Annotated in this window: 10 protein-coding genes and 1 pseudogene; 4 read left to right on the top strand and 7 right to left on the bottom strand. The window is 63.2% G+C overall.

All coding sequences use genetic code 11. The features are described from left to right. Positions 1–62 precede the first annotated feature (62 nt). A complete protein-coding gene (locus tag J3364_RS19835; protein ID WP_349559892.1) occupies positions 63–2,705 on the top strand; it encodes a winged helix-turn-helix domain-containing protein in 2,643 nt (880 codons plus the stop codon). Positions 2,706–2,741: 36 nt separating this feature from the next. Here J3364_RS19835 and J3364_RS19830 read toward each other — a convergent pair whose 3' ends face one another. From J3364_RS19830 to J3364_RS19800, 7 genes are read right to left on the bottom strand one after another with little or no spacing between them, the layout of a single operon-like run. Further along, positions 2,742–3,893: an acyl-CoA dehydrogenase family protein gene (locus J3364_RS19830; protein ID WP_349559977.1), complete on the bottom strand. Its 1,152-nt coding sequence runs from the start codon at positions 3,891–3,893 to the stop codon at positions 2,742–2,744. A 52-nt stretch (positions 3,894–3,945) separates the two neighbouring features. Beyond that, positions 3,946–4,266 carry a 2Fe-2S iron-sulfur cluster-binding protein gene (locus J3364_RS19825; protein ID WP_349559891.1) on the bottom strand — a complete coding sequence of 107 codons (321 nt, stop codon included), beginning with the start codon at positions 4,264–4,266 and terminating at the stop codon, positions 3,946–3,948. Between the two features lie 11 nt (positions 4,267–4,277). Further along, positions 4,278–5,504, bottom strand: coding sequence for an NAD(P)/FAD-dependent oxidoreductase (locus J3364_RS19820; protein ID WP_349559890.1), 1,227 nt, complete (start codon positions 5,502–5,504; stop codon positions 4,278–4,280). A gap of 19 nt (positions 5,505–5,523) precedes the next feature. Beyond that, on the bottom strand, positions 5,524–6,690 hold the full coding sequence (locus J3364_RS19815; protein WP_349559889.1) for a thiolase C-terminal domain-containing protein: 1,167 nt from the start codon (positions 6,688–6,690) through the stop codon (positions 5,524–5,526). 1 nt (position 6,691) lies between these two features. Next, the gene (locus J3364_RS19810) at positions 6,692–7,105 is read right to left on the bottom strand and encodes a Zn-ribbon domain-containing OB-fold protein (protein WP_349559888.1); all 414 of its coding nucleotides are present in this window, start codon (positions 7,103–7,105) and stop codon (positions 6,692–6,694) included. A gap of 55 nt (positions 7,106–7,160) precedes the next feature. Beyond that, positions 7,161–8,384 carry an acyl-CoA dehydrogenase family protein gene (locus tag J3364_RS19805; protein WP_349559887.1) on the bottom strand — a complete coding sequence of 408 codons (1,224 nt, stop codon included), beginning with the start codon at positions 8,382–8,384 and terminating at the stop codon, positions 7,161–7,163. Positions 8,385–8,399: 15 nt separating this feature from the next. Then, positions 8,400–10,724, bottom strand: a complete 2,325-nt coding sequence (locus J3364_RS19800) for an enoyl-CoA hydratase-related protein (protein ID WP_349559886.1) — start codon at positions 10,722–10,724, stop codon at positions 8,400–8,402. Positions 10,725–10,997: 273 nt separating this feature from the next. Here J3364_RS19800 and J3364_RS19795 point away from each other — a divergent pair, with 273 nt between their 5' ends. From J3364_RS19795 to J3364_RS19785, 3 genes and pseudogenes are all read left to right on the top strand, one after another. Beyond that, on the top strand, positions 10,998–12,416 hold the full coding sequence (locus tag J3364_RS19795; protein ID WP_349559885.1) for an aldehyde dehydrogenase family protein: 1,419 nt from the start codon (positions 10,998–11,000) through the stop codon (positions 12,414–12,416). Between the two features lie 180 nt (positions 12,417–12,596). After that, positions 12,597–12,857, top strand: a pseudogene (locus tag J3364_RS19790) (SDR family oxidoreductase); the annotation flags it as partial. A gap of 14 nt (positions 12,858–12,871) precedes the next feature. Beyond that, complete coding sequence (locus J3364_RS19785) at positions 12,872–13,762, top strand: alpha/beta fold hydrolase (RefSeq protein WP_349559884.1); 891 nt, start codon at positions 12,872–12,874, stop codon at positions 13,760–13,762. Positions 13,763–14,370: the final 608 nt, after the last annotated feature.

The following is a 14,370-nucleotide window of genomic DNA, read 5'->3' as shown; positions in this document are numbered from 1 at the left end:
ATGGCCCCGCCGCCGCTAACACCGGCGGGGCCGACTGCTTGCCCTCGCCGAGGTGCACCAGCATGCCCAGTAAGTCTTCAGCGGCCCGCTTGGCGGTCCGGACGCCGCCGCCCGGACCGACGACAACGCTGATTCCCCGAGACAACCTGCTGGAGCGATTCCGGCGGTCTCCGCCGTGCGTTCTGACACTGGTTCATGCGCCCATGGGGTATGGCAAGACCAGTCTGCTCAGGCAGTTCTTCACCGACCGTTCGGCGCAAAGGCACTGCGGTTGGCTGACGCTGTCGGAACGCGACAACGACATCAACCACTTCGCCTTGAGGCTGGAACGGGCCCTTTCCCAGGTCTCAGAAGAGGGTCCCGCCGGCAATGCCTTCGAACGTCTTGAAAATCTGTTGCTCGGCACCGCCTTTTGTCTGTTTCTTGATGAATTCGAGGTGATCAACAATCCCGGTGTTCTCAGCTTCATGCGGGAACTGCTCAAACGCGTCGGTCAGGACAGTGAGGTCGTGATCGGTTCCCGCATCCTTCCCGCCATCGGCGTGCCCCGCCTGCGCGCGCAGGGTACGGTGCTGGAGATCACCGCGCACCAGCTCAACTTCGATCATGAGGAAATCCGTTCTCTGTTGCGAGCCCGGTCAGGTTCACTCCTCAGCGAACAGCAAATCGCTCTGGTGCAGCGCAAGAGCGAAGGCTGGCCCGCTTTCCTAGGCCTGTTCTGCCGCACCCTGCATGGGCCGATGACCGACGACGAACTGCGGCAACGGATTAAAGAGGGGCGCGATTCAATGACGTCAATGATCTCCCGCCGCATCGTCGACAGACTGGATGAGGCCACCCGGCGATTCTTGCTGGAATCCAGCGTACTGGGAGAGTTCGAGGGGCCCCTCTGCGACTACGCGTTATGCCGACAGGACAGCCAGGCCATCATCGACGATCTGGAACGGCAACAGCTGTTCGTCCACCGGGTCGACCCGCAAGGCAGTACCTATCGCTACCATGGCCTGTTCTCAAACATTCTTATGTCCATGGTCACTCCTGAGCGTGGCGCCGGCATCCATCGGCGGGCCGCGATCTGGTATCGTGACCGGGGACGTCCAATCCTCGCCGTGAACCATTTCCTGCTGGCCGGGTGTACCGCCTCAACCATCACCCTGATCGAGCGGATATCATCGGAGTTGCTGGCCAAGGGACGCGTGCGGCTGTTGCTGCGCTGGCTCGAACAACTGCCCGCCGACGGCATCCGCCACCACCACCGCCTGATGCTGACATTCGCCTGGACCTTGGGCCTGAGCCGCCGTCACCAGGAAGCCCAACATTATCTCAACGCCTTCACCGATCGGGACCCCGCCGCCGCTGAAGAGCTTCACCAGGAAATTCAGGCGATCCGCGCCGTGAGCCTGGCGATGGTGGACAGGACCCACGAAAGCGTGGCGATGATCAGCGTCGAGTCAGACGTGCCGGATTCACCCGGCCGACCTTTCCAACAACAGGTTTTGATGCACATCTGCGTCTACGCCATGATCGCGGGCAACGACTTCCAGGCGGCTAGGGAACTACTGGAACGGATAGTGGCCAGCCCGCGGGGGCACCAGGCGGATTTCACCAAGGCCCTGGCCAGCAGCTTCTGCTCTTCACTGGACCTGATCCAGGGGCGCCTGGGCACCGCCCTGGGCCAATTGCGCCACGAGCAGGAGTACAGCCGTGCCACGCAACCGCTGTATCGGCACCGGAGCCGCGGCCTGAACAACATCACCCTGGCGATCGCGCTCTATGAGCGTAACGAGCTGCAGCGCTGCTTCGAGGTGCTTACCGGTATCATGCCTCTGATCGCCGAGAACGGCACGCCGGACCAACTGATCTACGCGCATCTGCTGCAATCACGCATCCACGCCTTGCGCGGCGCCACCGCGCAGGCCAGTGAGTACCTGGATGAACTGGATGCGCTGGCCTGCGTACACGACATCCCGCGCCTGAGCAGCAGCGCCTGGATAGGTCGCGCCTGGCTGGCCTGGAAACGGGGCGACGCCGCTGGCGCCCATTACGCGTACCGGCGATCCACCGCGCAGTCCGGACAGCACTCCGGCAGGCTAGTTGCCTACCTGTACGATGCCGACTGGCCGGAGATGATGCGGCTGCGCCTGGCCGCCCACTCCCGCGCCAGCGACGCCGGTACGCTGGACGAACTGCGCCGGGCCGTCGCCACCGCCCGGAGCGAAGGCCGCACACGCCGCGCCATGGAACTGGAGATCCTGTTGGCCCGTGCCCTGCTAACCGGCGACCAGGACGAAGACCGGGCTCTGGAAGCGCTGACCGGCCCCTTACGTCAGGCCGTGGATCAAGGTTACAGCCAAGTGTTCCTCGACGAGGGCCCGGAAATCCACCGCCTGGCGCTGCGCTGGTGTGAGACCCACCGTGCGCTGTTACGCAACGACAGCGGACAGGACCCGCTCCTGGAGCAATTCCAGTCGCGACTGGAGCAGGCATTGAGCGCCGAAGCCCCCCCCCCCGACGTGGCGCTGTCACCGAGGGAAATCGAAGTCCTTACCCTGCTGGAGACGGGTCTGCGCAACAACGACATCGCCGCCCGCCTGTTCGTCTCCGAAACAACCGTGCGTACCCACCTGCGTAACATCAACGCCAAGCTGGGCGCGCGAAGCCGCACCGAGGCGGTATCCCTGGCGCGTCAGAGCGGACTGCTCTGAGCGAGCCTCCCGCCGCCGCGCCGGCCCCAAAGCCTGTCAGCCCCGTTCGTCCAGCCCCAGCTTGCGACCGATGATTTCCTTCATGATTTCGCTGGTGCCGGCGAAAATCCGGGTAATACGCGCATCGCGGTACATCCTGCAGATGCGGTATTCCTCCATATAGCCGGCGCCCCCGAACAGCTGCAGGCATTCGTCGATCACCCTGCCCTCAAGCTCGGAGGTCAGTAGCTTGATCTGGGCGGCCACCTCGCCGCTCAACTCACGCTTGTTGTGCAGTAGCACGCATTGGTCCAGAAAGGTCTGAACGGCATCCAGGCGAGTGCGAAGTTCCGCCATCCTGAAACGCGAATTCTGGAAGCTGCCCACTGTCCGGCCGAAGGCCTTGCGTTCTTGGATGTATTCCAGGGTCAGGTCGAACGCCGTCTGGGCACAGGCGAGTGACACCACCGAGCCGGTGAGCCGCTCTTCCGCCAGACCCTGCATCATGTAGCCAAAACCCTTGGTGGGGTCACCCAGCACGTTCTCCTTTGGCACCTTGACGTCCTGGAAGAAAAGCTCCGCGGTGTCCTGGGCATCCAACCCCATCTTTTGCAGCTTCCGCCCACGCGTGAAGCCGGGCATGCCCTCTTCGACCAGAAACAGACCGATGCCATGTTTCGAGTCCGCCACCGTGCGCGCCGCCACCAGTACCACATCCGCGATCAGGCCATTGGAGATGTAGGTCTTGGAACCGTTGAGCAGCCAGTGATCGCCCATGTCCCGGGCGCGCATCTTCATGCCCGCCAGATCAGAACCGGCACCCGGCTCGGTCATGGCCACGGCAAGAATGCTTTCGCCACTGATGCAGCCCGGCAGGAAGCGCGCTTTTTGCTCTTCGCTGCCAAAATGGCCGATGTACGGCGCCACCAGGCGCGAGTGCAACTGCATGTAGAAGCCGATCTCACCGTAGCGCACGTTTTCCTCGTAGAGGATCTGGTCGTAACGGAAATCATCGATGCCCAGGCCGCCGTATTCCTCCGGCGCCCACATCAACAGGTAGCCCTGCTCACCCAGCTTGCGCCAGGCTTCCCTGTCCACCCGCCCGGCCTGACGCCAGGCCTCGGCGCGCGGCCCGATCTCACCCTGTACATAGCGACGAACGCTATCGCGAAACTGCTCATGCTCAGCCTCGAAAATTACCCGCGGCATCATGCTGATCATCTCCTCAATGAGGTTTCTGTTAACACGGCGGAAACGCCGCTCAATACTGTGACTCAGGCATGCGCACCCGCATGCCGTCCATGTCCTCAGTCACCACCACCTGGCAACCCAGCCGGCTGGTCGGCTCCAGATCGACCACGCAGTCGAGCATGTCGCGCTCCATCGAGCTGGGCTCGGGTATTTTCTCGTACACATTCGAATCCAAGTAGCAGTGGCAGGTGGCGCAACTGCAGGCACCACCGCATTCACCGAGGATGCCGTCAATGCCGTTGGCCAGGGCGGTCTGCATCAGGTTGCTGCCCACGGCGGCCTCCACGTCGAAGGCGGAGCCGTCGTGGGCGACGAAAGTGATCTGTGGCATAGGCGTGATCCTCAACTGAAACAAGCTTTAAAATCGACGGACTCATCAGCCAGGCGCTGAGGGTCCGCGCTCCGCCCCTCGGCGAGGAAGCGTTTGGTGAAGGTGAATTCCTTGGGCCGGTTAACGGCATCCACCGCCAGCAGCCTCCCTTCGCGCAGATAGAAGGCGGAAAAACCGCGCCCCCGGCGGCTGTCGCCGCGGATCACCACCTGGTCGTACCCACTGGACAGGCCGGCAATCTGCAGCTTGAGGTCGTATTGATCCGACCAGAACCAGGGCAGCGCTTTGTAGGACGAGGGCTTGCCGCTGATCGCCAGGGCCGCGGTCCTGGCCTGGTCGGTGGCGTTCTGCACCGACTCCAGCCGCACCCAGGTGTCGTAGTAAGGGTTGTAGTGCAGGGAGCAGTCGCCCACCGCGTAGACATCGTCCAGGGCGGTGCGCGCATGCTCGTCGACACGGATACCGTTGTCCGTCTCCAGACCCATCTGGCGAGCCAGTTCCACGTTGGCTAGCACACCGATACCGACCACAACCAGGTCCGCCGGCAGGATACGTCCGTCGCTTAGCACCACCGCTTCCACCGCATCGCCGCCGGCGATGCGGGCGATGCTGGCTTCCAGCAGAATCTCCACGCCCTCCTCGCGGTGCACCCGGGTGTAGAACTCCGAGACCTGGGCCGCCGTGACCCGTTGCAGAACCCGGCTCTGAGCTTCCAGCACGGTCACTTCCATACCCTGCTTGCGCAGCGAAGCCGCGGTTTCCAGCCCGATATAGCCACCGCCGACAATCACCGCGTGACCTCCGGGCCGGAGGTGGCGGCGGATCGCCATGACGTCATCGCGCCCACGCAGGTAGCACACACCCGGCAGTTCACTGCCAGGCACGCTCAGGCGTCGGACATCCGCGCCGGTGGCAAGCACCAGGTGGCTGTAGGCCAATTGCGCGCCATTGTCGCAGGACAGCATACGGCTGACCGGATCCACCCGGGTGACCCGGGTATTCAAGCGCACCTCGATGCCCTGTTTGGTGTAAAAATCGGCCGGGCGGATCAGCAGCTCGTCGTCGCTTTTACCACCGTGCAGGAAGCCCTTGGACAACGGCGGGCGATGGTACGGCAGGACCGACTCGGTGGAGATCATGGTGATGCCGTCCTCCCAGCCCTCTTGACGCAGGCTGGCCGCCACCTGTGCTCCGGCGTGGCTGCCGCCGACGATGATACAGTGTTGTAGATCGGGCATTTTGTTTTTCTCCTCGGCGTTACAGATCATCGCGGCCGAACAGCGCCGAACTCACGGTTGGCGCCCCCGGCCCACCGGCCAACAGACAGGTCTTGGCCCCCTCCACGGGGTTGGCTGACTCACCGCGCAACACCCGCACCGCCTCCACGGCCATACCGATGCCGTGGACGAAGCCATCGGCAAAGTTGCCACCGGCGGTATTCACCGGCAGCTTGCCGCCCGGCGCTATCAGGTTCTCGTAGCGCACCACCTCGGCCACGTTCTGGTAATCGCAGAAGCCATGATCGATCAGTGAGGCGACTCCCTGGGCACTAAAGTTCTCGTAGAGTTGGACGACATCCACATCCGCCGGGGTCACGCCGGTCTGTTGCCATAGGCGCCGGGCGATCGGTTTGAAGCCCGCCGAGGCGTAGTCGAGGTCGTTCTCGCAGAGATCCCCCCAGCCCTTCTCCGTGCCGTTGGCAACGCCCAGCAGGCGCACCGGCGGTTTACGCAGGTCGCGGGCGCGTTCCGCCGAAACCAGCAGCAGGGCACCGGCACCGTCGCTCTCACGGGAACAATCGAACAGGCGGAAGGGTTCGGCGATCCAACGCCCCTCGCGATAGGCTTCCAGATCCAGCGTCTGTCCAAAGGCGGTGGCATCGGGGTTGCGGGAACCGTGATAGTAGGAGGCGCGCACCAGTTCCTCGGCCACCGACTTCGGCACCTTGTGGTACTCATACAGCCGCTGCGCGCGCAGCGCGCAGATTTGTGCCGGCGCCAACAGCCCGGCACCTACCAGATGATCATTGAGGTGATGGCGCATGACCGCGGCGGACATGCGCCCGCTGTTGCTCTGTACCAGGGCGCGGAACACCACCACAGCGCGGGCCTGGCCAGTGGCGATGGCCGCCGCGGCCAGCCCGAAGGCACCGGCGATACCGCCGCCGCCGCCGCCCCACATCTGCGCATTGAAACGCAGCTCGCGCGTGCCCAGGTCCGGCATCAGCCGCACCGGCTCGTTGTTGTCATCGCCATAGGACGCAAAGCCATCAATGTCGGCCGGGTCGAAACCTGCGTCCTCGCAGGCATCGACGATCGCCTGTACCAGCACGCCCTGCTCGGGCAGCGGCGCCGTGCCGCGCTTATACTGACGCAGGCCCACCCCGGCTACCGAAACCGCGCCACGGAAGTTCTCCAAGGACATGTCAGGCCTCCCCGCCGGTCTGGGTGGAACACGGATTCCAGCGCAGGCAGTGCAGCGCCTCGCCCTCGAATTCACTGGTGTGCGGCGTTGCCGTTACCGGCAAACCGATGGCCGGCTCCCCGGACGCCAGCGTTCCCAGCAAGCGAGTACCGCCGGCGTCATCGAGCTCGACCACCACACTGACGTAGGGAACCGGCAAATCGCGGGGCACCCCGAAATCGTGCCAAGAACGGGTCCAGCTGTAGATACGACCGCGCGGCGCCACCTCATGCCAAGCCTGCCGCCAACCGCCGCATTCGCTGCAGCGCCACACTGCCGGCCAGTTCCACTTGTCGCAGCCCGCGCACCGCTGCATCTTCAATTTGCCCTGGGCGAGCGCGGCCCAGTATTCGCCGTCGGCGCCTATACCTTTCACTGTACGACTCCTGATTGTTGTTCTGGCCCACGGGCCGGTTAAAGGAGCGCTCCGGTCACAGTCCGAAAACGGTCTTGGCCAGGATATTGCGCTGAATCTCGTTGGTGCCAGCGTAAATAGTGCCGGCCCGTTCGTTGAAGTAACGCAGCGGCGCCAGAGCCGCCTGCCGATCACCGAGGAAACCGCCGCCATGGGGCAGCAGCACCGGCCCACCGGGGTATCCCGCCTGGGGTTGAAAAGCCGCGCCATAATGGCCGGCCGCCTCCAGCCCCAGTTCGGTGACCGCCTGCTGCAACTCGGTGCCCAGAATTTTCAGCACCGATGCCGAGGCGCCTGGCGAGCCGCCCCGCGATAACTCCGAAAGCCTTTCCTGCTCATAGCTTTCGAGCACATCCACCTGGCACTCAACCTCGGCCAGACGCGCCATGAACACCGGGTCGTCACTGAGTGTGCCACCGCGGTCCGCCGGCGCACGCCGCGCGAATTGGCGCAGTTCCCGCAGGCGCACCTGCATCTGTGGCGCGTAGGCGGCACCGCCTCGCTCGAACTCGAGCAGGTATTTGGCCACCGTCCAGCCGTCGCCGATGCGGCCCACCACATTGGCCTTGGGCACCCGCACCTGATTGAAAAGGATCTCATTCTGGATGTGTTCGCCGGTCAGCGAGACAATGGGGCGCACCTCCACCCCGGCGCTGTCGAGATCAATGAGCAGGAAGGTGATGCCCTTTTGCGGGCGGTCACCACGCGACGTACGAACCAGGCAGAATACCCAGTTGGCCACATGCGCGTGGGTGCTCCAGAGTTTGCTGCCCGTGCAAACTAGGTGATCGCCGTCGTCGCTGGCGGCCATCGATAATGACGCCAGGTCGGAGCCCGCTTCCGGCTCCGAATAGCCCTGGCACCAGAAGTGTTCGCCGCTAAGCATGCGCGGCAGGAAATGGGCCTTCTGCTCGGCGGTACCGAAGGCGATCAGCGCCGGAGCACACATCTGTATGCCCATCGGCGAGACCGGCGGCGCACCGGCAAAGGCCCGCTCGCGGGCAAAGATGTAGTGTTGCGCCACGCTCCAGTCACAGCCGCCGTATTCCACTGGCCAGGCCGGCGCCGCCCAACCTCTGGCCACCAGCTTGCGCTGCCAACGCAGAGACCGTTCATGATCGGCGTAGACGCTGGTCATCCATCTCCCGGCGGCCCGCAGATCATCGCTCAGTTCATGCTCGAAAAAGTCGACCACCTGCCGACAAAACGCGTTTTCCTCATCGCTCCATTGGGTATTCATGGTCGTCATCTCCGCTCAACGTGAACCCCAGCGTGGTGGGCGTTTTTCGGCAAACGCCCGGGGACCCTCGATAACGTCCGGCGAACGGAATAGCGCACGGACCGCGGGATAAGCGCTCTGGGCCTGATAGGCCTGCTCGAGGATCGGCTCCTCCATGGCACGGGCAACGATTTCCTTGGAGGCACGGATCGACATGGGGCTGCAGGCAACGATTTGCTCGGCCCAGCGCAACGCTGTTGGTAGCAGGTCGGCGGCGCCGGTCACTTCATTGACCAACCCCAGGGCCAGGGCCTCGTCGGCCGCCACGGTACGACCGGTAAGGATCATGCCCATGGCCTGCTGATAACCGAGCAGCCGGGGCAGCCTGAGTAGCCCCCCCGCCAGCGCCGCCAGCCCTACTTTCGGTTCCGGCAGAGCGAACGCGGCATGCTCGGAGGCGATGATCAGGTCGCAGGCCAGCGCCACCTCGAAGCCACCGCCCATGGCCAGGCCGTTCACCGCCGCGATCACCGGCTTGTTCAGATCGAAGCGCGCGGTCAAGCCGGCGAAACCGCTGACCGGCACCTCCACCCTTTCGCCCCTGCCCATCACCTCGGCGGTGTACTTAAGATCGTTCCCCGAGGAGAAGGCACGCTCTCCGGCACCGGTGATGATCGCCACCCATTGCTCGGGGTCAGCGGCGAACTCGTCGAATATCCGCGCCAGCTCCGCGTTGGCATCCCTGTGCAACGCGTTCATTTGCTTGGGCCGGTCGATGGTCACCAAGGTAATGGGGCCGTGCCGTTCGACCTTGGCATAGCGGTCTTCCCTGGCGGCCTCGTGTTCGTGAAGGCGCCAGCAAGGCTTGCCGAAGACATCGGTACGGACATGGCCCGAGGTGCCGACGGCATTTCGTTCGGTGGACAGGAGCAGGGCCATCGCCTCCTCGTCGTCGCGGCTGACCCTGGCCATGGTGCGGGCACCGCTCGGCGTGCGCAGCACCAGTACACCCTGGCGTGGCTGGCCGTCGCGGGCGTACAGCACCGTATAGGTCTCGATCCGCGCCGGACCGACATACTCCTCCAGCACCGACGGCACCTCCCCCTGCGCCACATCCACCCGCGCCTGCACCGACGCCTCGGGTTCCAGCGGACGCTCAGGGGCCAGACGACTCAACACCAGGCTCTGATGCTTGGTCACGAAACCGCCCTGGCCATACAGCAAACCACGACCATTGGGGATCTCACGCAATGACCGCACCATGCCGCACGCCGCGTGCCCCATGTAGTTGTTCAGCGGCCCGCCGAAGAAACTGAGCCCGCCGCACACCGTCGGTTCCAGGCTGGAATCAATATCCAGCCCCAAGTTGGCCAACGCCATTTTGGGCACCACGGGGAAACAGCTGTAGAGCTCGACCCGGTCGAGCGCCTGGACCGTGCCACCAGCCAGATTCAACGCCTTTTCGAGCACCACCTCCTGAGCGAAGCTACGGTCGAAGGTGCAGCGCTCGAGAAAGTCATCCGGCTCGCAGGCATGCGCGCCACCCCAGATATAAATGAGCCTCTCCTCGGCGACACCAAGCGCACGCGCTTCGGCCAGGCTGGTCACCAGAACGGCCGACGCCTGGTTGACGCTGGGATTGGCCACCATCCATTTGGAATAGGGCCAGCAGATCATCCTGTTTTCCTCCCCGGACTCGGCGATCCGCGCCGCATCGGGCGCGTGTCGCAGCCAGGCCCCGGGGTTGCGCGCGGCGACCTGGGCATAGCGTGCCCACAACCGCGCCGATTCCTCGCGCCCCTGAGCCGGGCTGATACCCTGGCGGGCCTGCCAAGCCATTTCATAAAGGGGATACATCTGTGTCGGCTCGCGGACGTCCAAACTCTTGGCAAGGGCGCGGGTGGTGATGGCGTCGTTGGCGAAACGGCAGGCTTTGTCCTTGGCCGCCATCGGTGTCCAATCCAGACGCACACGCTGCTTGCGTGCCTTGTTGACCGAGTTCATCGCCTCGCCACCGACGATCAGCGAGGTGACGCCCTGCCCGCCAGCGATACGCAACGCCGCCTCATGGAGCAGACGAACCGGGGTTTCCCCTCCCATGGAGGCATTGATCCGGCGCGACGGGCTGATATCCAGTCTCGTGCACAAAGCCCTCACCGGGTCCTCATAGCGCCAGCTCACGAACCCCACCACTTCCACCGACCCGACCCGCCCCAGCACCTGGTCGCCGGCGTCCCTGTTGGCGGAACGGACCGCCCGCTCCATCAGGGCCAGCGGTTCCAGCGCGTGTTGCAGGTCAGCCGGGCGGTCCACGCATTCACCGACGCCAACGATCACTGGGGTAATTTCCGGATTGAGCATCTGCGACTCCTCAAGGCAGCGGGCCTCGCCCTTGTTGTTGTTGGTTCCGCCAATACGTCCTCGGGGGAAGTCAGGTCGGATCCCATTAATCTAACAGCAATAGATATTAATTGAAAAGACCTTCTTGTCCGCCATCGGTCATCAATGAATGAAATGCCCGCGCAGGGCGGGTTGACGGAAAACTATTATCTAACTATATTAGATAAATATGCGCACGCCGCCTGTTTTGGCGGCCCCACAACAACAAGCAGAAGCCAAAGGAGCCCCCCTTATATGTCCTCCCTCGTCTCGCTCGCCATGACCATAGACGCCAGCCCGGCCACCACGGAACATCAATTGGATGTGCTGAATCCGGCCACCGAAGCCGTCATCGGCCATGCCCCCGACGCCGGGCAACCGGAACTGGACCAGGCGGTCGCCAGCGCCCAGCGGGCCTTCCCCGCCTGGAAAGCCACCAGCCATGATGAACGCCGCCGGCTGCTCGATCAGTTCGCGGAGAAAATGGTCGAGCACGCCGACGAGTTGGCCAAGCTCTTCACCCTGGAACATGGGCGCCCGCTGGCCATGTCCAAGGAGGAAGTGCTCGGCGCCGCGTACTGGATCCGCGGCATCGGCCAGTTGGAAATTCCGGTTCAGGTGGTTGAGGAAACCGGGACACGCCGGGTCGAAGTGCATCGCGACCCTCTCGGCGTGGTGTGCGCCCTGGTCCCCTGGAACTTCCCCATTCTCCTGGCCGCCTGGAAGATTTCCCACGCCCTGATCACCGGCAACACCATGGTGCTCAAACCATCGCCCTTCACCCCGCTGACGACCTTGCGACTGGGTGAGTTAAGTCAAGGTATCCTGCCGCCCGGGGTGTTGAACATCATCAGTGGCGGGGACCATCTTGGCCCCTTGATGACCAGCCACCCCGGCTTCGCCAAAATCTCCTTCACCGGGTCCACCGCCACCGGGCGGCGCATCATGGAATCGGCCGCCAAGGACCTCAAGCGCATCACCCTGGAACTGGGCGGCAACGACGCCGCCATCGTGTTGCCGGACGTGGACATCGATGAGGTCGCCATGAAACTGTTCATGGGCGCCTTCTTCAACAGCGGCCAGGTCTGCGTGGCCTGCAAGCGTCTGTATATCCACGACAGCATCTACGACAGCCTGCGCGACAAGCTGCATCAGTTGGCCCAAACCCTGCCAATCGGCGACGGCATGCAGCCTGACGTGCTGTTCGGTCCGATCCAGAACCAGCCCCAATACCGGCGCGTACAGCAACTGCGCGAGGAAGCGCTCGCCGCCGGCCTGACGCTGTTGGAAGGGGCGGCGGTGCCCGAAACCGGTTACTTCATGCCGCTGACGCTGGTCGACAATCCCCCCGATGATTCCCGCGTGGTGACCGAAGAGGCCTTCGGCCCGATCCTGCCACTACTGCGCTTCAGCGACCTGGATGAGGTCATCGAACGCGCGAACAGTACCGAGTACGGCCTGGCCGGGGCGGTGTGGAGCAAGGACATCGAGTTGGCCGTCTCCGTCGCCCAACGCCTGGACACCGGCACTGTATGGATCAATCAGAACCTGGAATCCTCGCCGAGCGTCCCCCTTGGGGGCCACAAGCAGTCCGGGATCGGCGTGGAAAACGGGGTGGCCGGCCTGATGGAGTTCACCCAGCCGAAATCCATTTTCATTCCCAAGTCCTCCTAAGACCTGCCATGCTCGCTATCGCGGCGGTTCACGCCGGCCGCGATAGCCTAACCGGAGCCCCCGATCATGTCCTCGTCCGCAAACAACGCAGCGGCGCCGTTGTGCATTGATCTTTCCTACCGCCTGGCATGATCATTAACGTGGCCTCCGTGGGGGCCTACCACTACAGCACTCTACTACGCCTGTAACTCTGGAGTGGTGCGCATGACCGAAGCCCTGGAGATGGAGTGGGCCAGATATGGCATCAACGCCAACGCGCCAGGTCTGTTCGAGACCGAGATGACCCAGCAGCAGCTAAGGCAATTCGGCGACAGAATTCTGCAGCGTATGCCGCGTAAACGCGCCGGCCGCCCAGAGCACCTACTCTATCTGGTGTCGCCGGCCTCCGAGCTCGTCACGGGCATCTGCCTGCGCGTCGACGATACCCAATACCCATGCTGAAGGGATACGCGCGAATGCCACAACACCCTGTTTCGAGATTCTTCGAGTCGCAGCGTCTGAAACTCCACTACGCCGAGTGGGGTGACCGGGATGCCCCACCACTGATCCTCGTACACGGTGGGCGGGATCACTGTCGCAACTGGGACTGGGTGGCCAGGGAGCTGCGCAGTGACTGGCAGATCATCGCCCCTGACCTTCGTGGACATGGCGACAGCCACTGGTGCCCTTCCGGCATCTATACCTACGACGCCTATGTATGGGATCTGCTGGCGCTGATCGAACACCTGCAAATCGACAAGGCGACGATCATCGGCCACTCCCTGGGCGGCAACATCGCCTTGCGCTTTGCAGCCGCCTTCCCGGAAAGGATGCAGCGATTGATCTGCATCGAGGGCCTCGGCACCTCACCCGGCGAGGTAGAGCACACCCACAGCCTCCCCTACAGCCAGCGCCTGCGTGAAAACGCCTTGTACCGACTGTCGCTGCCATCCCGCCCAGCGCATCGCTACAGCTCGCCGGAACAGGCGGTCGAGCACTTCCACAGGCGCAATCCGACGTTGAGCCATACCCAGGCCGAGCACCTGGCAAGTCACGGCTTGCGCCAGCACGGAGACGGCAGCCTCACCTGGAAGTTCGACGACTATAGCCGCAAGCCGAGCCAGGTCTGCGCCACCGAGTCCGAGCTGCGCCAACTGATAGCGCAGGTTTCCTGCCCCGTACTGCTGCCCTGGGGAGGGCTAAGCTTCTTCTCCCTTGCCGAGAACCTGGCGCGAATCGAACTATTCAGGGATGCCAAGGTGAAGCTCTACCCCACTGCCGGGCATTGGCTTCATCATGATCAACTGGAACAGTTTCTTGCGGACGCGAAGAGCTTCCTATCGGAATCACGAGAATCTCACCGATGACAGCATGGTAGCCGTCGCACGGAAGTCAATATACGCACACCAGCGACTGGCGAAGTACCCGACGCAAGGTCTACCGAGGTGAAAACAGGGGACGCCGGCATGTATGATCACCATAGTCCACTCGCAAAAGTGTATTACCGTCCTATTGAAGCGGCACTACGCTGGCGCGACCTGATCGCATTCAAGAATGCCAATTCTAGAGAAGTCCTGGCCCTGCCCCGCCTTGTTGCATCAACTCTTCCCACAGAGGCCATGTCTGAATCTCAACGCGAAGCGAATCTTCGACGCAGTTCATAATCACGAACTGCCTTTAGGGTGCCGTAACATACCAGTACCCGCGTGGATGGAGTTGGCCTGCACGCTGTTGAGCGATATGCCATACCAACCTGAAACAGTGGTTGTCCAACCGCTATCCAATCCAGCGCGCGACATTTATCTTCAAATGCCCTATTGATCGTCTCGGCGAACTCAACATCGGTACTTAGTCGCCCCTGCAAAAGTAAAAACCTGAACAAAGGCAATGAGTTGGCCTGACTTCGGGGTATAATATCCATCATAAATCTCCCCGTTTCGTCCAAAAACCGGAAGAAAGCCCCATGATCCCACGG

This window comes from Marinobacter sp. NFXS9, from assembly GCF_040148665.1.
In the GTDB taxonomy this organism is placed as follows: Bacteria; Pseudomonadota; Gammaproteobacteria; order Pseudomonadales; family Oleiphilaceae; genus Marinobacter_A; species Marinobacter_A mangrovi.
The sequence above is the reverse complement of the archived record's forward strand: the minus strand, read 5'-3'. Positions and strand labels throughout refer to the sequence as shown.